The organism is Streptomyces sp. H51 (genome assembly GCF_035656535.1).
In the GTDB taxonomy this organism is placed as follows: Bacteria; Actinomycetota; Actinomycetes; order Streptomycetales; family Streptomycetaceae; genus Streptomyces.
The window spans coordinates 1-25,038 of sequence record NZ_JAYMHD010000067.1 but is presented as its reverse complement, the minus strand read 5'-3'; the positions used below and the strand labels follow the sequence as shown (position 1 = coordinate 25,038).

General features: G+C 72.6%; 24 protein-coding genes and 2 pseudogenes. 15 read left to right on the top strand and 11 right to left on the bottom strand.

Translation table 11 applies throughout. From position 1 onward, the window contains the following. Positions 1 to 25: 25 nt before the first annotated feature. A complete protein-coding gene (locus tag VKA29_RS23570) occupies positions 26 to 808 on the top strand; it encodes a thioesterase II family protein (RefSeq protein WP_324787949.1) in 783 nt (260 codons plus the stop codon). Positions 809 to 985: 177 nt separating this feature from the next. Here VKA29_RS23570 and VKA29_RS23565 read toward each other — a convergent pair whose 3' ends face one another. Beyond that, positions 986 to 3,856 carry an ABC transporter substrate-binding protein gene (locus VKA29_RS23565; RefSeq protein WP_324787948.1) on the bottom strand — a complete coding sequence of 957 codons (2,871 nt, stop codon included), beginning with the start codon at positions 3,854 to 3,856 and terminating at the stop codon, positions 986 to 988. Between the two features lie 274 nt (positions 3,857 to 4,130). Between VKA29_RS23565 and VKA29_RS23560 the strand changes: the two genes are divergently transcribed. From VKA29_RS23560 to VKA29_RS23550, 3 genes are all read left to right on the top strand, one after another. Further along, entirely contained in the window at positions 4,131 to 4,679 is a 549-nt protein-coding gene (locus VKA29_RS23560; protein ID WP_324787947.1) for a hypothetical protein, read from the top strand. A 134-nt stretch (positions 4,680 to 4,813) separates the two neighbouring features. Continuing rightward, a complete protein-coding gene (locus VKA29_RS23555; protein ID WP_324787946.1) occupies positions 4,814 to 5,473 on the top strand; it encodes a hypothetical protein in 660 nt (219 codons plus the stop codon). A gap of 67 nt (positions 5,474 to 5,540) precedes the next feature. After that, positions 5,541 to 6,413, top strand: coding sequence for a nucleoside hydrolase (locus VKA29_RS23550; protein WP_324787945.1), 873 nt, complete (start codon positions 5,541 to 5,543; stop codon positions 6,411 to 6,413). 121 nt (positions 6,414 to 6,534) lie between these two features. On the opposite strand, the gene VKA29_RS23545 is transcribed toward VKA29_RS23550, so the two are convergent. Both VKA29_RS23545 and VKA29_RS23540 read right to left on the bottom strand, forming a co-directional pair. Continuing rightward, the gene (locus VKA29_RS23545) at positions 6,535 to 6,927 is read right to left on the bottom strand and encodes an SCO5389 family protein (RefSeq protein WP_324787944.1); all 393 of its coding nucleotides are present in this window, start codon (positions 6,925 to 6,927) and stop codon (positions 6,535 to 6,537) included. Positions 6,928 to 7,017: 90 nt separating this feature from the next. Further along, positions 7,018 to 7,971: an ATP-binding protein gene (locus VKA29_RS23540; protein ID WP_324787943.1), complete on the bottom strand. Its 954-nt coding sequence runs from the start codon at positions 7,969 to 7,971 to the stop codon at positions 7,018 to 7,020. Positions 7,972 to 8,160: 189 nt separating this feature from the next. On the opposite strand from VKA29_RS23540, the gene VKA29_RS23535 reads away from it, so the two are divergent. Next, positions 8,161 to 8,778: a TOPRIM nucleotidyl transferase/hydrolase domain-containing protein gene (locus VKA29_RS23535; protein ID WP_324787942.1), complete on the top strand. Its 618-nt coding sequence runs from the start codon at positions 8,161 to 8,163 to the stop codon at positions 8,776 to 8,778. Positions 8,779 to 8,799: 21 nt separating this feature from the next. Here the strand turns inward: VKA29_RS23535 and VKA29_RS23530 are convergent, their stop codons facing one another. Next, complete coding sequence (locus tag VKA29_RS23530; protein ID WP_324787941.1) at positions 8,800 to 9,570, bottom strand: CDP-alcohol phosphatidyltransferase family protein; 771 nt, start codon at positions 9,568 to 9,570, stop codon at positions 8,800 to 8,802. Positions 9,571 to 9,678: 108 nt separating this feature from the next. Here VKA29_RS23530 and VKA29_RS23525 point away from each other — a divergent pair, with 108 nt between their 5' ends. The 5 genes from VKA29_RS23525 (at position 9,679) to VKA29_RS23505 (ending at position 15,086) form a co-directional block, all read left to right on the top strand. Continuing rightward, positions 9,679 to 10,662 carry a dehydrogenase gene (locus VKA29_RS23525; protein ID WP_324787940.1) on the top strand — a complete coding sequence of 328 codons (984 nt, stop codon included), beginning with the start codon at positions 9,679 to 9,681 and terminating at the stop codon, positions 10,660 to 10,662. Positions 10,663 to 10,934: 272 nt separating this feature from the next. After that, on the top strand, positions 10,935 to 11,333 hold the full coding sequence (locus VKA29_RS23520; RefSeq protein ID WP_324787939.1) for a 6-pyruvoyl trahydropterin synthase family protein: 399 nt from the start codon (positions 10,935 to 10,937) through the stop codon (positions 11,331 to 11,333). Then, on the top strand, positions 11,330 to 12,511 hold the full coding sequence (locus VKA29_RS23515; RefSeq protein ID WP_324787938.1) for a glycosyltransferase family 4 protein: 1,182 nt from the start codon (positions 11,330 to 11,332) through the stop codon (positions 12,509 to 12,511). The genes VKA29_RS23520 and VKA29_RS23515 overlap by 4 nt, the downstream gene beginning before the upstream one ends. Next, on the top strand, positions 12,508 to 13,614 hold the full coding sequence (locus VKA29_RS23510) for a class I SAM-dependent methyltransferase (RefSeq protein ID WP_324787937.1): 1,107 nt from the start codon (positions 12,508 to 12,510) through the stop codon (positions 13,612 to 13,614). Before VKA29_RS23515 ends, VKA29_RS23510 begins: the two co-directional genes overlap by 4 nt. Before the next feature lie 2 nt (positions 13,615 to 13,616). Next, positions 13,617 to 15,086 (top strand): lysylphosphatidylglycerol synthase transmembrane domain-containing protein, encoded by a 1,470-nt coding sequence (locus tag VKA29_RS23505; RefSeq protein ID WP_420718552.1) that lies wholly within the window; start codon positions 13,617 to 13,619, stop codon positions 15,084 to 15,086. Here VKA29_RS23505 and VKA29_RS23500 read toward each other — a convergent pair. Beyond that, positions 15,059 to 15,718: pseudogene (locus VKA29_RS23500) on the bottom strand (creatininase family protein); the annotation flags it as partial. The gene VKA29_RS23505 and the pseudogene VKA29_RS23500 sit on opposite strands and share 28 nt — an antisense overlap. Before the next feature lie 38 nt (positions 15,719 to 15,756). Between VKA29_RS23500 and ribA the strand changes: the two are divergent. Both ribA and VKA29_RS23490 read left to right on the top strand, forming a co-directional pair. Then, entirely contained in the window at positions 15,757 to 16,416 is a 660-nt protein-coding gene (gene ribA / locus VKA29_RS23495) for a GTP cyclohydrolase II (RefSeq protein ID WP_324787935.1), read from the top strand. Positions 16,417 to 16,539: 123 nt separating this feature from the next. Next, a complete protein-coding gene (locus VKA29_RS23490; protein WP_324787934.1) occupies positions 16,540 to 17,610 on the top strand; it encodes a saccharopine dehydrogenase in 1,071 nt (356 codons plus the stop codon). On the opposite strand, the gene VKA29_RS23485 is transcribed toward VKA29_RS23490, so the two are convergent. Beyond that, positions 17,600 to 18,829, bottom strand: coding sequence for a serine hydrolase domain-containing protein (locus VKA29_RS23485; RefSeq protein ID WP_324787933.1), 1,230 nt, complete (start codon positions 18,827 to 18,829; stop codon positions 17,600 to 17,602). The genes VKA29_RS23490 and VKA29_RS23485 overlap by 11 nt on opposite strands. Positions 18,830 to 19,071: 242 nt before the next feature. Here VKA29_RS23485 and VKA29_RS23480 point away from each other — a divergent pair, with 242 nt between their 5' ends. After that, a complete protein-coding gene (locus tag VKA29_RS23480; RefSeq protein ID WP_324787932.1) occupies positions 19,072 to 19,509 on the top strand; it encodes a TIGR03618 family F420-dependent PPOX class oxidoreductase in 438 nt (145 codons plus the stop codon). Between the two features lie 24 nt (positions 19,510 to 19,533). On the opposite strand, the gene VKA29_RS23475 is transcribed toward VKA29_RS23480, so the two are convergent. Continuing rightward, the gene (locus VKA29_RS23475) at positions 19,534 to 20,418 is read right to left on the bottom strand and encodes an NAD(P)-dependent oxidoreductase (protein WP_324788100.1); all 885 of its coding nucleotides are present in this window, start codon (positions 20,416 to 20,418) and stop codon (positions 19,534 to 19,536) included. A 156-nt stretch (positions 20,419 to 20,574) separates the two neighbouring features. Between VKA29_RS23475 and VKA29_RS23470 the strand changes: the two genes are divergently transcribed. Continuing rightward, the gene (locus tag VKA29_RS23470) at positions 20,575 to 21,162 is read left to right on the top strand and encodes a helix-turn-helix domain-containing protein (protein ID WP_324787931.1); all 588 of its coding nucleotides are present in this window, start codon (positions 20,575 to 20,577) and stop codon (positions 21,160 to 21,162) included. A 183-nt stretch (positions 21,163 to 21,345) separates the two neighbouring features. After that, positions 21,346 to 21,642 (top strand): annotated as a pseudogene (locus VKA29_RS23465) (VOC family protein). Positions 21,643 to 21,824: 182 nt separating this feature from the next. Here the strand turns inward: VKA29_RS23465 and VKA29_RS23460 are convergent. From VKA29_RS23460 to VKA29_RS23445, 4 genes are all read right to left on the bottom strand, one after another. Next, on the bottom strand, positions 21,825 to 23,294 hold the full coding sequence (locus VKA29_RS23460) for a membrane-associated oxidoreductase (protein WP_324787930.1): 1,470 nt from the start codon (positions 23,292 to 23,294) through the stop codon (positions 21,825 to 21,827). 87 nt (positions 23,295 to 23,381) lie between these two features. After that, positions 23,382 to 23,975, bottom strand: coding sequence for a histidine phosphatase family protein (locus tag VKA29_RS23455; RefSeq protein ID WP_324787929.1), 594 nt, complete (start codon positions 23,973 to 23,975; stop codon positions 23,382 to 23,384). A gap of 7 nt (positions 23,976 to 23,982) precedes the next feature. Next, positions 23,983 to 24,861, bottom strand: a complete 879-nt coding sequence (gene gnd, locus VKA29_RS23450; protein WP_324788099.1) for a phosphogluconate dehydrogenase (NAD(+)-dependent, decarboxylating) — start codon at positions 24,859 to 24,861, stop codon at positions 23,983 to 23,985. Between the two features lie 12 nt (positions 24,862 to 24,873). Next, the coding region (locus VKA29_RS23445) for a hypothetical protein (protein ID WP_324788098.1) at positions 24,874 to 25,038 on the bottom strand (165 nt) is incomplete at its 5' end.

Sequence of the window (25,038 nt, the reverse complement as noted above, 5' to 3'; positions counted from 1 at the left end):
GCGACCGCCGTGAAGGAGAACCGACGTGAACAACCCGTGGTTCGGCCGCTGGGTGCCTCAAGAGCATGCCGACTACCGCCTGTTCTGCCTCCCGTATGCCGGCGGTGGGGCCGCGGCGTACCGTGAGTGGCACGCGATCGCACCCGAGCACATCCAGGTCTGCCCGCTGGAGCTGCCCGGCCGGGGCAGCCGCCTCGGCGAGCCCCCGATCAGCAGACTCCGGCCGCTGGTGGACGGGTTGGCGGGCGCGGTCGGACCGTTCCTCGACCGGCCGTTCGCGATCTTCGGGCACAGTATGGGCGGCCTGCTCGCCTTCGAACTGACCCGGACCCTGCTGCGGCGGGGCCTGCCGTTGCCCGCCCACCTCTTCGTGTCCGGCCGCTCCGCGCCCGACGCGCCCCCCGAGCGGCCGCGCATTCACGACGCGCCGGAAGCGCAGGTGCTGGAGCGGTTACGGAACCTCGGCGGCACGCCCCAGGAGGTGCTGGACGACCCCGAGTTGATGGAGCTCGTGCTGCCCGTCCTGCGCGCCGACTTCTCCGTGCTGGAGAGCTACGAGTACCTGGACGGCCCTCCGCTGCCGGTGCCCCTGACGGTGTTCGGCGGGACCGACGACGCCCTGGTCGCCCCGGCCCGGCTGCATGACTGGCGCCGCCAGTCGTCCAGCGGGTCCCGGCTGCGGATGCTGCCCGGCGGACACTTCTTCCTCCACCCCTCGGCGCGCACGATCATGGCGGAGATCGACCGCTCCCTGCCGGCGACGCGCCCCGCGGCCGTCGGCGGGAGCCCCACGACGACGTTCGGATGAGCCACGCTGTCGGTTGCGGCACGGCTCAGTAGGCAGACCGGACGGTCCGGCGGCCGACCGACTCGGAACCGTCGGACGGCGGCCGCACGACGGCCGGCAGCGGGGCGTCCGTGGGCGGGGCCCGCCTGCGGGCCGACCGGTCGCCCGGGGAACCCTTGTCGATGAGGTCGCGTCTCGTCAATGACGACCGCGTCCCGGGTCTGTCGAGCATTCCCGCACGCTGAGCGGCTCGGTGCTGCCGGCCGTTCTGCTGCACAGGACCTCGGCCTCCGAGAGGCCCTGCGGGGTTCTGGTGACCCGCTTGAGCACGATGCTGTGGCCGTGCCGTTCGCCGTACAGCGGCGCGTGGGTGAAGTCGATCGTTCCGGTCGCCATCCCGTCGAGTTTCACCCCCCTGAGGTTGACCCAGGTCGCCGCGCGGCTCTGGGGCACGTCGTCGAGGCTGGCCGCCCAGTACAGCGCGCGCGTGGCGTCGTGGGCGAGGGCCGTCTGGCCGCTGGCGAAGTCGGGGCTGTCGTACGTGGCCTGCTTGCCCTTCAGCCACGGCAGGTACTGGACGGCCTCCTCGTAGAACGCGGTCGTCGACGAAGCCTCCTTCAGCTCGGCGAGGGCCGCGTGGTACAGGGTGATCCGCGGGGCCACACCGTCACGGCCGCCCGTGCCGGAGAACCTGGCCTTGCTCAGGTCGTCGCCGGTGAGGATGGAGATCTCCCGGCTCGCACAGCCCGGTACGGTGCTGAGCTGGGTCATCAGCGGTCCGATGTCCTCGACCCGGCCGGCGAAGTAGATCACCGACGGGACGTTCCGGCCCCGGCAGATGCTCTCCGCGTGCAGCCGCAGCTCGGGGTTGCCGTTGGCCACGTCGTACCGCTGCCCGCCCAGCAGCCGGAAACCCTCCCGGTGCAGCATCTGCCCGCCGTAGCGGGCCTGTTCGTCGGTGTAGCGGTCCTGTGACTGCTTGGTGTTGCGGGCCAGTACCAGCGCGTACGGGTTCTTGGTCCGGGCGCGCAACTGCCGGACGACGAGCCCGAGCGCCTTCGCCTGGTCCTCGTCGGGAGCCGCGAGGCTGAACCAGTTGGAGAACTGCTTCGGCAGGTAGGTCGCCGAGTTGGTGCCGGAGACGATCGGCAGCCCCACCGCGTGCAGGCGGCGCGTGACGTCGGGGCTGCTCTGCAGGTCGCGTCCGAAGCCCACGACACCGACGACGGTCGGGTCGTGTTCGGCGTACTCGGCGATCTCGTCCGCCGTCACGCGCTGCTGGTCCATGTCCACGCCCCCGTTGGCGAGCAGCACCCGGAGCTTGACCGTGTAGTTCTCGTTGACCACGCGCTGGGCGAGGTACACGCCGGTCAGTTCCTCGGCGCCCTTGACCAGCGAGGAGTCCGCGGCCGAGGAACTCAGGGGTCCCGCGTACACCACGGTGACGTACTTGCCGGGATGACGGCGCAGCACGTCCGCGTTCTCGGCGCGTACCAGGTCCTCCAGTTCGCGCAGCCGCTCGCCCTGCCCGCCGGATCCGCCCTGGAGGTACGTGCCGAACCGGACGTCTCCGGTGGCTATGCCGACGCACTCCGTGCCGCCGCCGGACGCGGGCCGCCGTACGGTGTCGCGGTTGGCGCTCAGCATCCCCGCCGAGCAGTACGTGTGGTGCAGGTCGCGGGCGTGCACCACACCCGCGCCGACGGCGAGGGCGAGGACGAGGAGCAGGCTGTACGTCGACCACACCACGCGGACGAGCGGCGGCCGGTGCCTGGCCCGGACGCAGGCCCAGTCCGACTGCCGCAGCTCCACCAACTCCGCACGGGGCAGCGGCACTCTGAGCACCCAGGGCAGGGCGTTGGTCCGGCTCGGCGACTGGTCGGCCCGGAGGTTCCCGGCCCATTCGTCGTACCAGTGCCGCAGCCGCTGCTGCAGACGCCCGGGCCGGGACGGCGGCTCCGGCCGGTTGGCCTGCGGCTCGCCGTCCGTGCCGCGGTCCAGCAGCGCCGCGTCGTCCGCCGCCACGCCCGCCACGATCAGCAGCGGGTCCAGCTCACTGCGCCGGCTGCGGACGTCGCTGACCGCCTTGATCAGTTCGACGCCGCCGTTCTCCTGGCTTATGCGGCGCAGGAACAGCACCGGCGGGCGCGTCCGCTTGAATCCCCGCAGATCCCAGCTGCGGCGCCGGTGACTGTCCCGCAAGTCCTCGAACAGTGCCAGCACATAGAGCTGGAGCGGGAACGGGCCGCCCTCCCGCATCGCCTCGGACACGTCGTACGCGCGGGCCGCTATCGCCCGCCAGGAGCTGACCGGCCGCAGCAGCCGCACGCTGGTCGACTGACGGCGGGCGGCGGACTGGAGGAACGTCGTGGTCAGGAACCACCGGCTCTCCCGGCGCAGCCACAGGAAGAGCGGAGCGCGCCCCGGGACGTGGTTGAGGACGGCGAGCAGGATCATCAGGCCGATGCCCGCCAGGGCGGCCACATACCACTCGGGGCGGGTGAGCAGCGCGGTGAAGGCGCCCAGGATGCCCATGGGCAGGAACTGCTGCACATCGGTGATCAGCATCTGCCGGTTCCGGCGCGCGGGTCTGCGGGGCCGCCAGCGCTGCCGGGCCAGGATGCGCAGCAACTGCGTCTGGGCCAGCTCCCGCTGCGTGGCGCCGTCCGGTGTGCCGTCGGGCGCGGTCGGCCAGTGCTCGCGCATCTCCGGATCGTCGGCGGCCTCCTGGAGGGCGCGGACGAGGTTGAGGCGGGGGAAGTTGTAGGGCCGGTAGGTGGCGGACCGGTCGCCCCACTTCTTGGAGTCCCCGAGGTCCCACAGGAGCCGCGTCGCCCGTGCCGTGGGGCCGGCGTCCCCCGGCTGCGGCTCGGTCGGGGCGACGGCCAGGCGTGTCCCGTGGCGCTGCTGCCCTTCGCGCAGTTCCTCGAGCAGTGCGGTGACGCGGTTGTCGTCGGCGGGGTCCTCGGCGTGCAGCACGATGACCGGCATCGGGGAGTCGCTGGTCCGGAAGTCCTGGATCAGCGACTCCAGCTGTCGCTGCACATCGATACCGGCCTCGGTCGACATGCCCGGGTGACCACCCGGACAGTCCTGAAGTAACTCGCGGTCACCGCCGTGCATGGACACCCCCCGTGGTCTGAAGACACATGTGTCACAAGCGCTTTGCGAGGATAGCCCCTGCCGCCGACAACCGCTTGTGGTCGAACGCGGGTCCATCGAGCCCGTGCCGTCACGCGATCGGGTGATGCTTCGAGGATCGGGCACGGGCCGGTGCCGTCACCCGTTCGATCCGACGACGGGGTTCCCCGCCCCTACCCACCACGACCGCGGGAGTACACACATGGGCCTGCATTTCCACCGCAACCCCGACGGCACGACGACCGGGCGGAACGACGCCAATGGCTTCACGGTGACCCACGCCGAAGAAGAGGAGGTCAAGCGGCAGTTGTACGAAGACGCCGGGTGGGAGTACACACCTCCACCGCCCCCGGTTCCGCCCGGCTTCCACCGGTTCGCTCTGGTGCGCGACGAGTCGGCCTCGGGAGGGGACGAGGACGAACGGTACGCGAGTCTGCGAGCGCGTCCACCGGAGGGCTGCGTACCGGACGGCGGGGACGGTTACGGCTTCACCCTGCGGTGCGAGCGGCCGGGGAAGACGCTGCTCGACGCGATCGCCGGGACGGTGGCGGAGGTCCGCCGTGAGCACGGGCTGGTGATGAACAGCCTGGGAGTCGAGAAACCCGAGGAGTGGTACGACGCAGGCACGAAGAACGGCTGCGCGGCGGAGACCGTCGCTCATCTGATGCTGATGTGCGCCCACCGTGCCCGCCGGCTCGGGTACGGGCGCAGGGACCTGGTCCGCCTGCTCGACGCGACGGGCATCGAGTAGCCGGCCCACGACCCGAGTGGAGTCGCGGTTACTCATGTTTCCGGGAGAGGCGGCTCGCCATGATGGCCGACACTGGGGGGTCACTCCAAGGAAATTCGCCACACGGTGCTCGGCAGCGCGAAGGTTGATCAATCATGGCTCATCTGAAAACGGTCGAGAGGGCGATGCCCCCGGACACCTTTCTCGACTTTCGGAATGTCGTCCACGAGGCAACCGCGTCGATGGACGTGGGCAAGCTGTATCACTTCGCCTTCTGGCACGATCTCGACGCGAGTCCCACCAATTACGTCGAGCAGGTGGCCATGGATCTCTTCGACCATCTGCCGGCTGAAGCGAAGGCGGAGGTGGTGGGCTTCGAATGGTGGCTGGGCCGGCTCGAATTCCCCTACCATGCGAATTTTCCGTTCAAAGCGCACCAGGATGTCGGGAGGAACCCGGTGACGCTGGCCAGGGAACATCCCTCGATCAGCTCCGTCTATTACCTGACCACAAACGACGACGGGCCGCTCGTCGTGTTCGACGGGCCGCCCGAGATCGAGGCGAAGGACTGGGAAGCGTACTTCCCCGCGGAGAATTCTTTCGTCATGTTCCCAGGAACCCTGTGGCACACGGTCTCGAGTCGAGAAGAGGTCGAGGAGGTTGAGGAGGCAATGGAGGAAGCAGTGGCGCAACCCTCACAGACTCGCCTCAGCGTTCAGTTCAACTGGTGGAAGTACCGACCGAAGGTCGGCGAGGGGGCGGGAGTTTCCAAGGACTACCGTGGTGACATATTCCCTGCACTTCGGATTCAGTGAGGTGTTCGGAGCGGGAGTCATCTTATTCTGTTGAAGTCGAACTCATCAGCTTTGTACGGTCGCTGTCATGGCAATCCCGATCGTGTTCGACATGGAAACCAACGACCCCGACGACGTCTTCACACTCTGCGTTCTCGCGACGCACCCATGGGCGCGGCTGGTGGCCGTGACGGTCATGCCCGGCTCGGACGAGCAGACAGGCATCGTCAGGCACATCCTCGGGCGCCTCGGCGTGACCGTGCCGGTCGGCGCTCACCGGCCAGGCAGGGACATGAAGGTGGTGTCGGGCTTCCACTGGAAATGGCTCGGGAAGGTCCCTCCCGCGGAGCCCGATGCCGAGGCCCGGCAGCTCCTTCTGAGCGCGTTCGCACAGGAGGGCGCGACCCTGCTCACGGGGGCGCCGCTGAAGAATCCCGGCGCGCTGCTGGAAGCGAAGCCCGACGTCCACATCCCTCGTTGGGTGGCGCAGGGCGGCTTCGCGGGCGACTCCGTGGTGCCGCCCGAACACCGTCTCCCCAAGTTCGAGGGCCGTGAGACGTGTCCGACGTTCAACTTCAACGGTGCTCCCGCGGCCGCGCTGAAGCTGTTGAATTCTCCCCACGTCCGTGAGCGGGTCCTCGTCTCGAAGAACGTCTGTCACGGTGTTGTCTACGACGGCGAGATGCACGCCGCGCTGTCCGCTCGGCGGCTCACTCCAGGCATGGCACTCGTCCGCGAGGGCATGGAGGTCTACCTGGCCAAGCGGAGTGGCGGCAAGGCCTTCCACGATCCACTCGCCGCGGCCGTCGCGCTCGACGAATCCGTCTGCACCTTCCGCGAGGTCGAGGTCTACCGTGAGCGGGGCGCATGGGGAGCACGTCTCGCGGCGGACACCGGAACGCGGATCTCCATCTCTGTCGACCGCACCAGGTTCCTCGACGTCCTCACCGCCACCGACTGAGGACCCGCCATCCCGGGGTGCTGTGACGGCGAGGTCGCACAGGGCGGGTGCGCGCGGGCGTAAGCCCGTCGGCCGCGGGGGTCGCGAACCGGTTTGGCTCGGGGCCCCCGCGCTCCGGGGCTCAGCAGTCCCTGAACTCCGGCGACTGGTTCAGGACCTGGGACCGTACCGAGGTGAAGCGGGTGTAGGTCTCCCCGCCCCGCGCCTCCGGGCGGAACGCCGCCACCCGGTGGCAGTTCTGGAAGGCGAGGCTCACGCCGAAGTGGCGTTCCAGGGCGCCGCGGATCGCGTCGCTGGCGAGGGCGCGCAGGAGCTGGCCGCGCTCCCGTTCCGACGGGGGCGGGGTCTGGTTGTCGGCGAACTCGGCGGTGCCGCCCCTGAGTTCGATGGCGAGGGAGCCGATGAGGTCGTACGCGTAGGGGAGGGACGTGCGGACGGTGTCCACGAAGTCCTCCTCGCGGATGTCGCCGTGCTCGGCTTCGGCGAGGAGCTTCGGGGAGACGTCGAGAGACATGAGAAGGGGGTGTCCTGTCTGGTCGTCGGTGCGGTGATGTCGTGCGGTGGTGCCGTGCGGTGGTGCCGTGCGGTGGTGCCGTGCGGCCGGTCAGGCGTGTGCTGCGGGGGCCGGGACGAAGTCCGGGTCCACCTGGCGGGCCAGGTCCAGGCCGGTCGCCTTGTCCGCCCATGCGCGGGCGTTGCGCAGGTGGAAGTCGACGGCGTGGCGGTGCAGGGTCCGCCAGTCCCGGACGTGGGAGTCGACGGTCTCCCGCAGGACGTCCAGGGCGTGGCGGTTGTGCGGTTCCAGGGAATCCGGATCACCGTGTCCGCGGCCCTGTTCGGCGGCGCGTACCCAGGGGGAGTGGACCAGGTACGTCAACAGGTCGTCACCGACCTGCTCCTTGAGGAAGAGAAGGTCGTCCTCGCCGGTCACCTTGTTGCCGACGACGGCGATCCGGATCCCGAACTCCCGGGCGTGGTCCCGGTACTGGCGGTAGACCGAGACGCCCTTGCGGGTCGGTTCGGCCACCAGGAACGTGAGGTCGAAGCGGGTGAACAGGCCCGACGCGAAGGCGTCCGCGCCGGCCGTCATGTCGACGACGACGTATTCGCCGGGGCCGTCGACCAGGTGGCCGAGGTAGAGCTCCACCGCGCCGAGCTTGGAGTGGTAGCAGGCCACTCCCAGGTCGCTCTCGTCGAACTCGCCCGTCACCATCAGCGGTACGCCGCCCGCGCGCCGCACGTGCCGCGCGTGCAGTTCGTCGTCGCCGAGCGGGCGCAGGAGACGGGAGCCGCGTCCGGGCGGGGTGGTCTTGATCATCGCCTCGGCGGACGGGACACGGGGGTTGGTGCCACGTAACAGGTCCTTGATCTCGGTCAGGTGGGCGCCCAGGGGCGGCGCGTCCAGCGGGCCGTCGTGGCCCAGCGCCTCGGCGAGGTGCTGGTTGATGTCGCCGTCGACGGCGAGCACGGGCGCGCCGGATCGGGCCAAGTGCCGGGTGAAGAGGGCCGACAGGGTGGTCTTGCCGCTGCCGCCCTTGCCGACGAACGCGATCCGCACTACCGCTCCGACTTTTTGAAAATGAATGTCATGTCGGTAGGTTGTAGGGGGTGTCGAGCAGCGCTGTCAAATCCCGCATCCCCGATCCGCTCCCACAGCTCCCCGATCCGCGAGAGGGGCCGGTCAGGCAGGAGTCGAGCCGTCGAAAAATTCCGTGCCCTGCCGTCGGCGGAGGGGCAGACTCGCGACATGGCGGAGATGCGGGCGTTCCGGGACGCCGTCCGTGGCTGGGCGGCCGGTGGTCCGTGCGGGCCGGCGCATGATCTGGCCGTGCGGCTGGGGCTGCGGACGGCGGTGCTGCTGGAAGGGCTGAGCGACCTCGCGGCCGTCGAGGCGCTGGCCGCCCGCCGCGGCCGTGACCTGGCCGCCGAGGGAGTGGGCGTCGTACCGATGGGCGGGGCGATGAACGTCGGCCGCTACGCCGGCCTTCTCGGGCCGCCCGGTCTCGGCCTGCGCCTCGCGGGACTGTGCGACGAGCGCGAGCAGCCCTTCTACGACCGCGGCCTGCGGCGCGCCGGGGCGCCGCGCCGGGGCTTCTTCGTGTGCGTGACGGATCTGGAGGACGAGCTCATCCGGGCGCTGGGCACGGCCGGGGTCGAGGAGGTCGTCCGGGCCGAGGGCGACCTCCGGGCCTGGCAGACCTTCCTGCACCAGCCCGCTCAGCAAGGACGGCCACGGCAGCAGCAGTTGCGGCGCTTCCTCGGCACGAAGAAGGGACGCAAGATCCGTTACGGCCGCCTTCTCGTGGAGGCAATCGACCCCGGAAGGGCGCCGGCCCCGCTGGACGGGCTCCTCGCAAGTCTGTGACCCGGTGGTGACGAGGAGCGTTCAGCGTGACGCCAGTTCGAGTTCCGCGCGGTGCGCTGCGGGGCCCTCCGGCGCGGCCGTCCGCGACCTCCGCCACAGCCACACCACGTCCCGGCCGAAGGACCACACCAGCAGGGCCAGGGCCGTTGCCACGACGCCGACGGAGGCGAGGAACGGCAGCAGGCCCGAGGCTGCGAGGAGGAGGAACACGCCCTGGATCGCGGCGACCGTCTTGCGGGCCGTGCTCGGGGGCAGCGGGGCGGTGAGCCACGGCCGGAGGCGGGCCGCGGCGACGAAGACATAGCGCATGGAGCCGATCAGCAGGACCCAGGGGCCCATCGACATGGAGACGTACACGCTGAGCACCAGGATCAGGAACGCGTCGACCTCCATGTCGAAGCGGGCGCCGAGCGGGGTCGAGGTGCCGGTGGCGCGGGCGACCTTGCCGTCGACGCCGTCGAGGATCAGGGCGACGGCCGTCAGACCGACGAAGACCGTGACCGGCGGGGAGCTCTCGAAGGAGTCCGCGACCAGCGCCGTCACGCCGCCGACCAGGATGGAACGGCCCAGGGTGACCCGGTTGGCCGGGCCGAAGGACGCCGGGCGGGTCCGGTGCAGGGCCCGGGAGAGCACCGCCCAGGTGGCGACGGCGAAGGCGAGGCCGGTCAGCCAGCCCGCCGGCCCCATGCCGATCGCCGTGCCGAGCAGGGCCAGCAGCAGAACCTGCACGCCCGCCCCCACAGCGGTCTCCTGCTGGACCGGCCTCGCGTCGTAAGTGTTGTTCAGGGCCACCGCACATCCTCCGGCCGTATGACAAAGTCGATCAACGCCGCGTACCGTGCGCGGCCTGTGCACATCTCGGTACGTGAACCACTTGCCGATCGTTCAGGAGGATGCTCGATGGGACGCAGCGCACGCGCCTTCTGGCTCAGCCGTCCGGGTGAAGGCGAGATCCGGGAGGTGGAGCTGCCGGAGCCCGGCGAGGGCGAGGTGCTGGTGCGCGCACTCTACTCCGGGGTCAGCCGCGGCACGGAGACGCTCGTCTTCCGCGGGGGAGTCCCCGGGAGCCAGCACGCGGCCATGCGCGCGCCGTTCCAGGAGGGCGACTTCCCCGCCCCCGTGAAGTACGGCTACCTCAGCGTCGGCGTCGTGGAGCAGGGGCCCGCCGAGCTGACCGGCCGTACCGTCTTCTGCCTCCACCCGCACCAGACGCGGTACGTCGTCCCGGCCGGCGCCGTCACGGTCGTACCGGACGCCGTGCCGACCGGGCGTGCCGTGCTCGCCGGCACCGTCGAGACCGCCGTCAACGCGCTGTGGGACGCCGCGCCCCTGGTCGGGGACCGGATCGCGGTCGTCGGCGGCGGCATGGTCGGCTGCTCGGTCGCCGCCCTGCTCGCCCGCTTCCCGGGCGTGCGCGTCCAACTGGTCGACGCCGACCCGGCCCGCGCCGAGACCGCCGCCGCCCTCGGCGTCGGCTTCGCGCTGCCCGGGGACGCCCTCGGCGACTGCGACCTCGTCGTGCACGCCAGCGCCACCGAGCAGGGCCTCGCCCGTTGCCTGGAACTCCTCGCCGCCGAGGGCACCGTCGTCGAACTGAGCTGGTACGGCGACCGGCGCGTGAGCCTCCCGCTCGGCGAGGCCTTCCACTCCCGGCGGCTGACCATCCGCTCCAGCCAGGTCGGCACCGTCTCCCCGGCCCGCGCGAACCGCTCCTACGGCGACCGGCTCGCCCTCGCCCTCGACCTGCTCGCCGATCCGGCCCTGGACGCCCTGGTCACCGGGGAGAGCCACTTCGAGGAACTGCCCGACGTGATGCCGGGCCTGGCCTCCGGGCGGATCCCGGCGCTGTGCCACCGTGTGCGGTACGACGATCCCGTCGTCTGACCGTCCCGTTCGTTCGCTTCGTTCGGTTCGTTCGGGCCGGTCGGTTCGTTCGGGCCGGTCGGTTCGTTCGGGCCGGTGGGTTCGTTCGGGCCGGTGGGTTCGTTCGGGCCGGTGGGTCCGGGGGATCCGTGGATCCGGTACGACGCGGGCGCCTGACCTGAGAAAAGGGTGAGAGGCGGCTGAACGCGGGGAAGTCGACAGCCGTAGTAGTCGGTACCCCCGGGCGGCAATCGGCCCGGGGACCCGACGCGCCGCACCTGGAGGGTCGTCCGTTGTTCAGTGTCACCGTCCGCGATCACATCATGATCGCCCACAGCTTCCGTGGCGAGGTCTTCGGACCGGCGCAGCGCCTGCACGGAGCGACGTTCCTCGTGGACGCCACCTTCCGGCGCGAGCAGCTGGACGACGACAACATCGTCGTCGACATCGGGCTGGCCACCCAGGAACTCGGTGCGGTCGTCAGCGAGCTGAACTACCGCAACCTCGACGACGAGCCGGATTTCGCCGGAGTCAACACCTCAACGGAGTTCCTGGCCAAGGTCATCGCCGACCGGCTCGCCGAGCGCATCCACAAGGGCGCCCTCGGGGAGGGCGCCAAGGGCATCGCGGGGATCGCCGTCACCCTGCACGAGTCGCACGTCGCCTGGGCGAGTTACGAGCGTGCGCTGTGACCGACACGACCATGGACCGGGCGCGGCTGGACTACGTCCCCGTGCAGCACTCCGCCCTCGAGAACGCCGAGATCATCCCCATGTCCCTGCGCTCCGTGCACTTCGTCATGCCGGGCGGCGTCGACGACCCGGCCGCGCCGAGCGGCGGCAACGCCTACGACCGGCGCGTCAGCCTGGACCTGCCCGGCTTCGGCTGGCAGGTGCACAAGCACGCGGTGAGCGGCGGCTGGCCCCGGCCGGACGTCGCCGCCCGCGCCGAACTCACCAGCGTGCTGCGCGCGTTGCCGGACGGCTCGGTCGTCCTGCTGGACGGCCTGGTCGCCTGCGGCGTCCCCGAGATCGTCGTCCCGGAGACGGAACGGCTGCGGCTCGCCGTCCTCGTGCACCTCCCGCTCGGCGACGAGACGGGCCTGGAACCGGCGGCCGCCGCCGAACTGGACGCCCGGGAACGCGCGGTCCTGCGGGCGGTGCCCGCCGTCGTCGCCACCAGCGACTGGGCGGTCCGCCGCCTCGTCTCCCACCACGGCCTCGCCCCCGAGCGGGTGCACGTCGCCGCCCCCGGCGCCGACATCGCGCCGCTCGCCTCCGGCACCGACGGCGTGTCCCAGCTGCTGTGCGTCGCCGCGGTGACACCCCGAAAGGGCCAGCACCGGCTGGTGGAGGCGCTGGCGGCGGCGGCCGACCTGCCGTGGAGCTGCGTGTGCGTCGGCGGACTCGGCCAGGACCCGGAGTACGTCGCCCGACTGCGGGCGCTGATCCGCCGGCACGGTCTCGAGGACCGCATACACCTCGCGGGGCCGCGGTCCGGCGCCGCACTCGACGCCAGCTACGCCGCCGCCGACCTGATGGTCCTCACCTCCTACGCGGAGACGTACGGCATGGCGGTGACCGAGGCCCTCGCCCGCGGCGTCCCGGTGCTCGCGACCGACGTCGGCGGCCTCCCCGAGGCGGTCGGCCGCGCCCCCGACGGCGGGGTGCCCGGCATCCTCGTCCCGCCGGAGGACCCGGCCGCCCTCACCGCCGAACTGCGCGGCTGGTTCGGCGAGGCCGACGTACGGCGCCGGCTGAAGGCCGCCGCCCGGAGCCGGCGGGCGGCGCTGGACGGCTGGGCGACCACGGCCCGCAGCCTCGCCGGCGTACTGGGCAAGCTGCCGAACGAACCCAGGAGGGCGGCATGAACGGGACGGCGCGGGTGAGCGGGACGATCCCGGCCCAGCCGGGGCCGAGCAGCGCCGACGGCGCGCGGGCGGCGGCCCGTTCCACGGACGCCGACGGGACGGAGGACGCCGTGATCGCCGACGAGGACGCCGCGATCCCGGGCGGGGATTCCGTCGTTCCCGGCGAGGGCGCCGTGATCCCCGGCGCCGGGCCCACCGGGCCGACCCTCCGGCCCGGCGAACGGGCCACCGTACGCCTGCGCGAGGACGGGCCGCAGGACGAGTCCGAGCCGCCGCGCTACGCCCCCGAATGGCTCCAGCTGCGCGAGCCCGTCGACGCGGCCGCCCGCGCGCACGACCTGCTCGACCCGCTGCGCGTCCGGCTCGCCGACCTGCCGGGGCGGTCCGGGCTGATCGTCCACGACGTCGGGTGCGGCACCGGCTCGATGGGCCGCTGGCTCGCCCCTCGACTGGACGGCGCCCAGCACTGGATCCTGCACGACCGCGACCCCTACCTCCTGCACTTCGCGGCCGCCACCGGACCGCGCTCCGCCGCCGACGGCAGCCGCGTCACCGTCGAGGCGCGGCGCGGCGACGTCGCCCGGCTCACCCCGGACGCCCTTGCCGGCGCGTCGCTGGTGACGGCGTCCGCGCTGCTGGACGTGCTCGACCGCGAGGAGGTCGAGACGCTGGCCGCCGCCTGCACCGGGGCGGGCTGCCCGGCGCTGCTCACCCTGTCCGTCGCCGGACGCGTCGAACTCACCCCGTCCGATCCGCTGGACCAGGAGATCATCGAGGCGTTCAACGCCCACCAGCGCCGGGGCGGGCTGCTGGGACCCGACGCGGTCACCGCGGCGGCCGAGGCGTTCTCCGAGCGCGGGGCGACGGTACGCATCCAGCCGAGCCCGTGGCGGCTCGGCCCCGGCGAGGCCGCGCTGACGGTCCAGTGGCTGCGCGGCTGGGTCGGCGCGGCCGTCGAACAGCGCCCCGAACTGAAGGCGCGCGCGGAACGGTATCTGCGCGAGCGGCTGGCCGCCCGCGAGGCCGGCGAACTGCACGTCGTCGTCCACCACAGCGACCTGCTGGCCCTGCCCCGGCCGTCGGCGGGCGGTGCGCGGGCGTGAGCATGAGCATGAGCGTGGAGACGGTGACGGTGACGGCGCGGGGGGCCGCACCCGGCGGGGCCGCACCCGGCGGGGCCGGGGCGGGCGAGGACCCGGCCGTCGAGCGGACCGCCGGGTCCTCGCCCGCTGAGACCGCCCCAGGCATCGCCGGACACCCGGCTCAAGGCGCTCCGAGCCTCGCCGAGTTCAGGGCCGGGAGTGGCCGGGCCCTCGCCGAGTTCCCGGCCGGGGCTGCCCTCGCCGAGTTCCCGGCCGGGGCTGCCCTCGGCCCGGCCGAGTCCGTGGGCCCGGCCGAGCCCCCCGCCGGAGCCGCGGCCCGTCCCCGCGCGGCCCGTCCTCGCGCGGCCCGGTGGCGGGCCCTGTTCGCGTCGCGTGCCGTGCGGACGCACTTCGGGACCGTCGCCGGGGTCGCCATCCTCGCCGTGCTCATGTGGCGGCTGGGCACCGGCGTGTTCCTGGACGGGCTGCGGCGGATCGACGCGACGACGCTGCTCGCGGCGCTCGGCATCGGTCTGGCCACCACCGTGCTGAGTGCCTGGCGCTGGGCGCTGGTGGCCCGGGGACTGCGGATCCGGCTGCCGTTCGGCGCGGCCGTCGCCGACTACTACCGCGCCCTGTTCCTGAACGCGGCGCTGCCCGGCGGCGTTCTCGGCGACGTGCACCGGGCCGTGCGGCACGGGCGGAGCGAGGGAGACCTCGGCCGCGGCGTGCGGACCGTCGTGCTGGAACGCGCCGCCGGACAGGCGGCGCTGGCCGTCGTCGGCGTGGCCGTGCTGCTGACCATGCCGTCCCCGGTGCTGGGCGAGGCCCGCCACTTCGCGCCGCTCGCCGTCCTCGCCGCCGCGGGCGCGCTCGCCGTCGTCGTGGCCCTGCGGATGAACGGGACGTCCTCCCGCCGGGGACGCGTCCTGCGCGCCACCCTCGCCGAGGCGCGGGAGGCGCGCGAGGCGCTGCTGTCGCGCCGCAACGGGCCGGGCGTCGTCGTCTCGTCCGTCCTCGTCCTGGCCGGTCATGTCGCGATGTTCGTGCTGTCCGCGCGGGTCGCCGGGGCCGGGGCGTCCGTCGCGGTCCTGCTGCCGCTCGCGGTGCTCGCACTGCTCGCCATGGGACTGCCCCTGAACGTCGGCGGCTTCGGCCCCCGCGAGGGCGTCACCGCCTGGGCTTTCGGCGCCGCCGGAATCGGCGCGAGCAGTGGCCTGGCGGTCGCCGTCGTCTACGGGGTGCTGAGCTTCGTGGCGAGCCTGCCGGGGGCCGTCGTCCTCGTCGTCCGCTGGTACGAGGGTCTGCGCGCGGCTTCCACGGCGGCGGCCGGCGGGGAAGACTATGCGGACCCGTCCCGCGAGGTGGGCGAGGTCAGCGAGGTGAGCAGGGAGAAATACGCGCCGAAGGATTCCGTCAGGCTAGCCAGCAACTCCCGGCCCTTTTCCGCGGAACCCAGCGAAGGGCGCCCGATGACGCCCGAATCGGTATAGCCGGACATACCGAGGGTGAGCAGATGACGCCGGTCGTCCGCGACGAAGTCGGCACTCTCGTAACCGGGTCGGACCATTTCGGGGTGGGCGTGCAGAAGAATGGAGGTCTCGATTTCTCCCGCGTGCATGTCGGTGAGCGGCGAGGTGACCACCCCCGCGCGCAGCAGGGCCGTCTCCCAGTCCTCCGCGGCCGGGAAGAGAGCCATCCGCTCGCCGCGGGCGGAGGATTCCTGGACGACGTTGCCCAGCACGTAGTTGCCGCCGTGCCCGTTGACCACCACCAGGGCGTCCACGCCGGAGCGGCGCAGCGAGTCGGCGATGTCCCGCACCACCGCGTGCAGGGTCACGGAGGAGATGCTGACGGTCCCCGGCCGGCCCGCGTGCTCGTGCGAGCAGGAGACCGTCACCGGAGGAAGGAGGTGCACCGGGTACGCCGCGGCGATCTCCCGGGCCACGGCACAGGCGACGAGCGTGTCCGTCGCCAACGGGAGGAACGGACCGTGCTGTTCGAAGCTGCCGACCGGAAGGACGGCCACCTGCGTTGAGACGCCCGCGCCTCTGGTCCGTACCTCCTCCGCAGTGTCCGTCGGCACCAGACCGTACGCCGCCGTACGCGCGCCCGAACCATCCATTCCCTCACGGCCTTTCGTCTCTGTTTAGGAATCAGATCATGACAGAAAAAATCGGGGTACTCGGCAAGAAGCCGGCGCAGCGCACGGGCGTGGAGCGGATCGTGAATGCCCCCTTGCCCACGGTGTACGGGGAATTCCGTGCGGTCGGCTACCTGGACCACGACCGCGGTGACGAGCAAGTGGCGCTCGTGCACGGGGAGATCGGCACCGAGAATGTTCTCACGCGCCTGCACTCCGAGTGCCTCACCGGTGACGCGTTCGGTTCGCAGCACTGCGAATGCGGCGACCAACTGGCATCCGCGCTGCGCGCCGTCGCCGCCGAGGGCAGCGGCGTCGTCGTGTACCTGAGAGGCCACGAGGGGCGCGGCATAGGGCTGCTGGCCAAGCTGCGGGCGATGGCGCTGCAGGCGGAGGGCCTGGACACCGTCGAGGCCAACCTGGCGCTCGGGCTGCCGGTGGACGCGCGCGACTACGGCGTCGCCGCCGGGATCCTGCACGACCTAGGCGTCAACTCGGTACGGCTGATGTCCAACAACCCGCGCAAGCGGGAGGCGTTGACCCGGCACGGCATCCAGGTGACCGAGACGGTGCCGCTGCTGATCCCGCCGTGCGAGAGCAACATCACCTACCTGCGCACGAAGCGGGAGCGGCTGGATCACCACCTGCCCCACCTGGACGCGGTGGCGCACCTCCGGTAGAGCCCGGCGACCGGCGGGGTGGTCCGCGGCTCCGTTCCGGGCCGCGTACCCTTCGTGGACGTCAGCCCTTCGAGCGCCGGCCGTGTCGCGGCCGGCGCCCCGCGCCCCGGAGGCCCACCCGGTATGACAGAGCTCCACCTGTGGCTGCGCCACGAGGTCCGCAGCACCGAACGGCGCACGCCCGTCGTGCCGTCCGACGCCCGGCGGCTGGTCGACAGCGGCGTGCGGATGACCGTCGAGGAGTCCCCGCAGCGGATCTTCCCGGTCGAGGAGTACGAGGCGGCCGGCTGCGACGTCGCACCCGCGGGCTCCTGGGTGTCGGCGCCGGAGGACGCGGTGGTGCTGGGGCTGAAGGAACTCCCCGACGGCCCGGACGAGCTGACGCACCGGCACGTCTTCTTCGGGCACGCCTACAAGCGGCAGCCCGGGGCCGCGGACCTGCTGCGCCGGTTCGCCGCGGGCGGCGGCGCGCTCTACGACCTCGAATACCTGGTCGACGACACCGGCCGCCGCCTCGCCGCCTTCGGCTTCTGGGCCGGCTACCTGGGCGCCGCGCTCGCCGTCCTGCGGCACCGCGGCCGGCTGGTCGCGCCCCTCACGCCGACGGCGAAGGACGAACTGGACGCCACGCTCCGGCCCGCCGCCGGGGACCCGGAGTTCACCGCTCTGGTGATCGGCGCTCTCGGCCGCAGCGGTCGCGGCGCACGCGCCGCTTTCCGGGCGGCCGGCGTCGAGCCGACGTGCTGGGACCTCGCCGAGACCCGCGACCTCGACCGCCGGGCCCTGCTGGGGCACGACGTGATGGTCAACGCGGTGCTCGCCACCAGCCCCGTCCCGCCCTTCCTGCGCGAGCAGGACCTCGACGACCCCGCTCGCCGCCTGCGCACCCTCTGCGACGTCACCTGCGACGTCGGCTCGCCCCTGAACGTGCTGCCGGTCTACGACCGCACGACCGACTGGGACGAGCCCGCGCGCCGGCTGCGCGAGCAGCCGCCGCTCGACCTCATCGCCATCGACAACCTGCCGTCCCTGCTGCCGAGCGAGTCCAGCACCGACTTCTCGGCCGCGCTGCTGCCCCAGTTGCTGGCGTTCGGCGTCGGCGGGCCGTGGGGCCGCTGCCTGGACCGCTTCCGGCTCGCCTGCCGTGAACTCGGCGTCGGCACCGGCAGCGGGGAGGGCGGTCTCAGCCGGTGACGGCCTCGTGCACCAGCCGCTTGAGTTCGGGGAAGAACACGTTGGACGACTTGGGCCGCAGCTGCGTGTAGAACTGCACGGTCAGGTCGCGGCCGGGGTCCACCCAGAACGTGGTGGTGGCGACCCCGCTCCAGCCGTACGTGCCCAGGCCGACGGGCGCCACGGTGCGGGCCGGGTCGACGACCACGGAGACACCGAGACCGAAGCCCACCCCGTCGTTGCCGGGCACGTCGTGGGCGGGGCGGCTGCCGAAGGAGCGCAGGTCGGCGCCGCCGGGCAGGTGGTTCCTGGTCATCAGGTCCACCGTCCCGGGCGCGAGCAGGCGGACGCCGTCGAGTTCGCCGCGGCGGCGCAGCAACTCCATGAAGCGGTGCCAGTCGTACGCCGAGGCCACCATGCCGCCGCTGCCGGACAGCAGGCGGGGCCGTCCGCGCAACGGCAGCCCGGGGATCGGCTCGATGCCGCCGTCGCCGGTGTCGCCGTACAACTCGGCGAGTCTGGGCGCCTGTTCCTCCGGGACGTGGAATCCGGCGTCGGCCATGCCGAGCGGGCCGAAGATCCGCTCGGCGAAGAACGCGTCGAGCGGCTGACCGGACACCACCTCGATGACCCTGCCGAGGACGTTGCTGGCGACGGAGTAGTTCCACCGCGTACCCGGATCGAACTGCAGCGGCAGGCTCGCGTACACGTCGACCGTCCGGGCGAGGTCGGTGCCCGGCACCACCGAGGATTCCAGGCCGGCCGCGCGGTAGAGGGCGTCGACGGGGTGGGCGTGGTAGAAGCCGAAGGTCAGGCCGGCGGTGTGGGTCAGCAGGTGCCGGATCCGTATCGGCCCGGCGGCCGGGCGGGTGCGGACGTCGGCGCCCGTGCCGCTCACGTGGACCCGGGGGTCGGCGAAGGCCGGGAGGTACCGGGCGACCGGGTCGTCCAGCGACAGCCGGCCCTCTTCCGTGAGGATCAGCGCGGCGACCGCGGTGACCGGCTTGGTCATGGAGTAGATGCGCCACAGCGTGTCGGTCTCGACGGGCAGCCCGGCCGCGATGTCGCGCAGGCCGTGCGCGGTGAGGTGGGCGACCCGGCCGCCGCGGGCCACGGCCACCAGGAAACCGGGCAGGCGTCCTTCGTCGACGTGGTGGGCGAAGTGCCGGTCGAGCCGGTCGAGCGCCTTCGCGTCCAGCCCCGCCTCGCCCGGATCGACCTCTTGTCGCAAGTGTCCCATCGCTCTCCTCCGATCACGTTCCCGAGGTGCGGTCCGGCACACCCCGCCCGGCAGGCGTCCCGACCGGCCCCGCACCCCATGATCCCGTAGGAACACGGATACGGCCCCGTTGCTCACCGGTCATATGCCACCGGGGCGCGCGGCTCCTGCGGCGGGCCTCGACGGGAATACGGCGGGCGTCGACGGGAATGCGGCGGGCGTCGACGGGAATGCGGCGGGCGGCAGCGGCGGTTGACCCCGGTATGACCGAGGACGCGCTGCTCAGCTTGCTCTCCGAAGTCCGCGGCGGGGTGCTGGTCACCCTCAAGCGCGACGGCCGGCCCCAGCTCTCGAACGTCAGCCACCACTACGACCCGGAGGAGCGGATCGTCCGGATCTCCGTCACCGACGACCGTGCCAAGACCCGCAACCTGCGCCGGGACCCGCGGGCGTCGTACCACGCGACCACCGCCGACCGGTGGGCGTACACGGTCGTCGAGGGGACGGCCGACCTCTCGCCCGTCGCCGCGGACCCGCACGACGACACGGTCGAGGAACTGGTCCGGCTCTACCGCGACGTGCTCGGCGAGCACCCTGACTGGGACGACTTCCGGGCCGCGATGGTCCGTGACCGGCGGCTGGTGGTGCGGCTGCGGGTGGAGCGGGCGTACGGGGTCGCCCGGGGCGGCAACCGGGGATGACGGCCGGCCGGTGCCGCCCGGGTGTCAGCCGGTGGCGCCGTCCGCGGTGCGCGCCTCCAGCGCGTGCAGGACGGCCGCCATGTCCTCGCCGCCGTGCCCGAGCGTGACCGTCTCCCGGAAGAGGGCGTGGCAGACGTCGAGGAGAGGTGAGGCGAGGCCCTGCTTGCGGGCGGCCTCGGCGATCAGATGGTTGTTCTTCAGCACGTCCAGCGCCGCCGCCTGCACGGCGAAGTCCCGGTCCAGCAGCTTGGGCGCCTTCATCCGGGAGACGGCGCTGGCCATCGGGCCCGCGTCCAGGACCTGGAGGAACAGCCGCCGGTCCAGGCCCTGCCGGTCGGCGAAGTGGAAGGCCTCGACGAAGCCGGTGACCTGGGTGATGAGGAACAGGTTGACCGCCAGCTTCATCAGCAGGGCGTTCGGCGCCGGGCCGCAGACGAACGTCTCGCGGCACATGGGGGCCAGCAGCTGCCGTACGGTCCGCACGTCCTCCAGCTCCCCGGCCAGCATCGCCACCAGTTGCCCGTTCTCCGCCGGGACCCGGGAGCCGGAGACGGGGGCCTCGACGTAGCTCCCGCCCGCGGCGCGGACGTCGGCCTGGAGCGCCGCGGAGTACTCGGGCGAGGTCGTGCCCATGTGAACGACCGTGCGCCCGGCGACGCGGGCGGCGAAAGCCGGGGTGCCGCGGCCCAGGACGGTGTCCATCGCGAGGTCGTCGGCCAGCATGAGGATCACCACCTCCGCCCGCGCGAACACCTCGGCGGCCTCGGTCGCCACCTCGGCCCCGGCCGCGCGCAGCGGCTCGGCGCGGGAGGGCGTGCGGTTCCACACGACCAGGGGCGTTCCCGCATGGGCCAGCCGTAGCGCCATGGGCCGGCCCATGACGCCGAGCCCGACGAAGCCGACGTGCACGGTGCACCGCCTCCTGTCCGCGTGGCCGCCGTTCATGACGACGGTCATAGTTCTATGACGGCCGTCATAGTAGCCGCTGTCATGACGGCTGTCATAGAGTGCGCCGGGTGAAAGGTTCCGTGCGTCACGGAGGACCGACGGGACGGGAGGTGGGCGATGGCGGTGCCCGAACGGGGTCCGCGTGACCGGATGGTCTTCAGCGCGGCCCAGCTCATCCGGCGCCAGGGCGTCGCCGCGACCGGCATGCGCGATGTCGCCGCGCACGCCGAGGCGCCCCGCGGCTCGCTCCAGCACTACTTCCCGGGCGGCAAGGAACAGCTCGTCAACGAGGCGGTGGCCTGGGCGGGCCGCTACGCCGCCAAGCGCGTCGCCCGCTTCCTGGCCGGCCTGGAACGGCCCACGCCGGGCGGCCTGTTCGCGGCGATGGCGGGTCAGTGGACCGACGAGTACCGGCAGGCCGGCTTCGCCGGCGGCTGCCCGGTCGCGGCGGCGACGGTGGAGTGCGCGAAGTCGGCCGAGTCCACCCGGCAGGCGGCGGCCGCGGCCTTCGCCGCCTGGACCGCGCCGGTCGCCGAGGCGCTGACCGGCATGGGGGTGCCGGCCGGGCGCGCCGAACCGCTCGCCACGCTCATGATCAGCGCCCTGGAGGGAGCCATCCTCATCGCCCGCGCCGAACAGGACGTGCGCGCCCTGGAGACCGTCGTCCGCGAGCTGTCCCCGGTCCTCGACGCGGCGGTTTCCTGACGCCGCGCGGCGGTCCGCCGACGGGAGCCTGCGCTCGGATCGGCCCCGGGGCGCCGTACCTCACAGCCGACCTGATCCGAAGGCTGAGGGCGGACGGCGGAGGGCGGACGGCGGAGGGCGGACGGCGGACGGCGGACGGCGGACGGCGGACGGCGGACGGCCGATGGTCCGGTGGGTGGCCGGGTGCCCATCGACGGCCGCAGCCATCTCCGCATCGCCCGTCCCTCCCGGGAACTGGCCGCCGCCGAGCGGTTCTGGGCGGACGGTTTCGGGCTGTCCGTCGGGTGGCGGACCGAGGGGACCTGCTGGTGATCTACGTCGACGGGCCGGTGCCGGACGACTTGGTCGCCCGGCTGGAGGCGCACGGTGGCAGGCGCGTGCTCTCCGCCCGACCCGCACGGGAACCGGTGGGGCGTCACCGTCCAGGACCCCGGCGGCTACCGGCTGGCGCTGTGCGAGCGGGGCTGGTCGAACGTGTGAGGGCATCGGAGGCCGTGGCGTCCGGCGCCGTGGCGCTCGTGGTGCGGGTGGTGGCGTCAGGCCGTCACCTCGGCACGACGGTGCTGACGTCTCCCGGCGTGCAGTGAACACTCGGGCGCCCGGAGGCCACGCCGGCCTCCGGGGCTCCGGGCCACTGGGGAACCAGCCGGGAGAGCCGGGCCTCACTGGCGGCTGACGGTGCGGGTGATGCCGGTGACGACCGTCGTGGCCAGGATCCAGCCGGTGATCACGAGCGCGTAGGACAGCGTCTGGTACCAGCCGTCCGGCGCGAACGCGCCCTCCTGGCCGAAGGAGATCACCGGCAGCAGCAGGTCGAGGGTGTAGAACACCGGGTCGAAGTGCGGGGCCTCCGCCGCCTTGAGCGGGCGGGGATGGTGCAGGGCGTACGCCACCGAGCCGACCGCGAGCAGGGACAGCAGCCAGGCGCAGGCGCGCAGCGGCCGGAAGCCGTAACCGACGGTGGCGTCCTGGACGTAGCCCCAGATCCGCCCGTACCAGGCGCGGGTGGAGCGCAGGCGGCGCTGCTTGGCGAGCTGGACCAGCCGGGCCGCTTGGTCGTCGCCGACGCGGCGGTAGGCGGCGGTCAACTGCTCGTAGGAATGCGGGACATAGCCCTCCGCTTCGCGTTCCAGCATGACCAGGCGGCGCTCGGCGGGCACATGGGGGGTGAGGGTGGTGTAGACGAGATTGCCGAGCTGGACCTCCCGGGGCACCACGTCCGGCTCCAGGAAGAGGACGTCGACCTGGGCGCGGCGCAGGTTGAGCCGTCCGTCCAGGGGCGGACCGCCGCGCAGCCACAGCTCCCCGACGGTGCAACTGCTCGCCCGCAGGGCCGTGTCGCCGGGGTTCGACAGGCGGGCGTACGACAGGTCGAGGCGGCCCGCGACGCGGGCGCCGCGCAGCCCGATCCAGCCGGACGTCGACACCCGCCGCATCAGCAGGTCGCCCTCCACCACGAGGGTCTGCGCGTCGATGACGGCCCTGCCCGGATGGTGCAGCCGCGCGTCCTCGAAGTCGACGGAGCCGGCGACCGCCGCCCCGTCCAGCCGTATCTCGCCCCGCGTGCGCAGCCCCGGCGCGCACAGGTCGTCCTCGATGCTCACGTGGTTGAGCTTCAGCACCGGCTCCGGCCCGGACGCGGTGAGCTCCGCCCGCTCCAGGATCAGCATCCCGGATATCTGCGCCCCGCCCAGGTGTACGGGGCCGTCGATCCGGCAGCGGGTCAGCCGGACGCTGCCGTCGACCCGGGTCCGCGGGAGCAGGAGGCCGGGCAGCACGGAGTCGCGCAGGTTGAGGTAGGTCAGCTGCGCCCCGGAGAAGTCCGGGACGTCGGTGAAGCGGCAGTGGCCCAGGTGGACGACGCTGCCGACGGTCGCGTACCGCAGGTTCAGCACCCCGGTGATCCGCGCGCCCATCACCTTCAGGGCCGCCACCTCACCGGGCTCCTGGGGGCCGTTGAGGAGCAGTGCGCGCAACACCCGGGCGCGTACGGTGCGTTCCGGCCCCCAGCCGTCGCCGTGCGCCGGGTCCCGGGCCTGCTCCTCCTCTCCCTCGCCGAAGTCCACCGTGGTGCCGGTCGCGTAGGCCCGCCACACCCGCCGCTCGGCGGGTGTCAGCTCGTCTGTGTCCATCAGGCGGGGACTTTAGCTGGCCGGTCGCCGGGGCCCACGACCCGGTGTCCCGACACGAGTTCCACGGCCTGGTGTTCCCATCGGCTTCTACGGCCTGGTGTTCCACTCGGCGATGACCGGGCGGCCGTGTTCGGTGGACAGGCGGCACACGGTTCCCGTCGCCAGCTGGAACAGCCGCCCGTCCGCCGGGGCCAGCCCGAGCCGGCGTGCCGTCAGCACACGCAGGAAGTGGCCGTGGGCGACCAGCACGACGTCGCCGGAGGCGTTCTGCAGCGCGGCGTCGACGCGGGCCGGCACCCGGTCCGCCCGCAGGCCCACCTCGGCCGGCGACTCGCCCGGAGCGCCGTCCGGGGCCGGCGGCACGCCGTGCAGCCACAGGTCCCAGTGGGGCCGGGTGCGGTGGATCTCGACGGTGGTGATGCCCTCGTAGCCGCCGTAGTCCCACTCGTGCAGGTCGGGGTCGGTGATCGTCCCCGTCAGGCCCGCCAGTTCCGCGGTGCGGGTCGCCCGGTGCAGCGGGCTGGTCAGGGCCAGGGCGTAGGGCCGGTGCGACAGCAGCGGAGCGAGCGCCTTGGCCTGCTCCTCACCGCGCGGGGTGAGGAGCAGGTCGGTCCGGCTGGTGTGCCGGCCCGACACGCTCCACTCCGTCTCGCTGTGCCGAACCAGCAGGAGGTCGCCCACCTGACGGTCAGCCCTTCGCCTCGACGGCGTGACCGCCGAACTGGTTGCGCAGCGCCGCGACCATCTTCATCTGCGGGGAGTCCTCCTGCCGGGAGGCGAACCGGGCGAACAGCGACGCGGTGATCGCCGGGAGCGGCACGGCGTGGTCGATCGCCGCCTCCACGGTCCAGCGCCCCTCGCCGGAGTCCTGCGCGTAGCCGCGGAGCTTGTCGAGGTGCTCGTCGTCGTCGAGGGCGTCGACCGCGAGGTCGAGCAGCCAGGAGCGGATGACGGTGCCCTCCTGCCAGGAGCGGAACACCTCGCGGACGTTGTCCACCGAGTCGACCTTCTCCAGCAGTTCCCAGCCCTCCGCGTACGCCTGCATCATGGCGTACTCGATGCCGTTGTGGACCATCTTGGAGAAGTGCCCGGCGCCGACCCTGCCCGCGTGGACGAACCCGTACGGGCCCTCCGGTTTGAGGGCGTCGAAGACCGGCCGGAGCCGGTCGACGTGCTCCTTGTCGCCGCCGACCATCAGGGCGTAGCCGTTCTCGAGGCCCCACACGCCGCCGGACACGCCGGCGTCGACGAAGCCGATGCCCTTGGCGCCGAGTTCGGCGGCGTGCTTCTCGTCGTCGGTCCAGCGGGAGTTGCCGCCGTCGACGACGACGTCGCCGGGGGACAGCAGCGTGCCCAGCTCGTCGATCACCGACTGGGTGGGGGAGCCGGCCGGGACCATCACCCAGACCGTGCGCGGGGCGGCGAGCTTGTCGACGAGGTCGGCCAGGCTCGCCGCGTCGGACAGGTCGGGGTTGCGGTCGTAGCCGATGACGGTGTGGCCCGCGCGGCGCAGCCGCTCGCGCATGTTGCCGCCCATCCTCCCGAGGCCTATGAGGCCCAACTGCACAGCAGTCATGGTTCAGTTCACTTCCTTGAGCTCGCGGTACGCGGCCACCAGGGCGCTGGTGGAGGGGTCGAGGCCGGGGACGTCGGACCCTTCGGTGAGCGCGGGTTCGACGCGCTTGGCCAGCACCTTGCCGAGTTCGACGCCCCACTGGTCGAAGGAGTCGATGTTCCATACGGC

Coding starts and splice junctions, on each gene's coding strand:
- VKA29_RS23480 (WP_324787932.1), top strand. CDS start 19,072: ATGACCGAGGACGCGCTGCTCAGCTTGCTCTCCGAAGTCCGCGGCGGG.
- ribA (WP_324787935.1), top strand. CDS start 15,757: ATGACAGAAAAAATCGGGGTACTCGGCAAGAAGCCGGCGCAGCGCACG.
- VKA29_RS23470 (WP_324787931.1), top strand. CDS start 20,575: ATGGCGGTGCCCGAACGGGGTCCGCGTGACCGGATGGTCTTCAGCGCG.
- VKA29_RS23545 (WP_324787944.1), bottom strand. CDS start 6,927: ATGTCTCTCGACGTCTCCCCGAAGCTCCTCGCCGAAGCCGAGCACGGC.
- VKA29_RS23525 (WP_324787940.1), top strand. CDS start 9,679: ATGGGACGCAGCGCACGCGCCTTCTGGCTCAGCCGTCCGGGTGAAGGC.
- VKA29_RS23460 (WP_324787930.1), bottom strand. CDS start 23,294: ATGGACACAGACGAGCTGACACCCGCCGAGCGGCGGGTGTGGCGGGCC.
- VKA29_RS23550 (WP_324787945.1), top strand. CDS start 5,541: ATGGCAATCCCGATCGTGTTCGACATGGAAACCAACGACCCCGACGAC.
- VKA29_RS23560 (WP_324787947.1), top strand. CDS start 4,131: ATGGGCCTGCATTTCCACCGCAACCCCGACGGCACGACGACCGGGCGG.
- VKA29_RS23565 (WP_324787948.1), bottom strand. CDS start 3,856: ATGTCGACCGAGGCCGGTATCGATGTGCAGCGACAGCTGGAGTCGCTG.
- VKA29_RS23505 (WP_420718552.1), top strand. CDS start 13,617: ATGAGCATGAGCGTGGAGACGGTGACGGTGACGGCGCGGGGGGCCGCA.
- VKA29_RS23490 (WP_324787934.1), top strand. CDS start 16,540: ATGACAGAGCTCCACCTGTGGCTGCGCCACGAGGTCCGCAGCACCGAA.
- VKA29_RS23485 (WP_324787933.1), bottom strand. CDS start 18,829: ATGGGACACTTGCGACAAGAGGTCGATCCGGGCGAGGCGGGGCTGGAC.
- VKA29_RS23535 (WP_324787942.1), top strand. CDS start 8,161: ATGGCGGAGATGCGGGCGTTCCGGGACGCCGTCCGTGGCTGGGCGGCC.
- VKA29_RS23555 (WP_324787946.1), top strand. CDS start 4,814: ATGGCTCATCTGAAAACGGTCGAGAGGGCGATGCCCCCGGACACCTTT.
- VKA29_RS23510 (WP_324787937.1), top strand. CDS start 12,508: ATGAACGGGACGGCGCGGGTGAGCGGGACGATCCCGGCCCAGCCGGGG.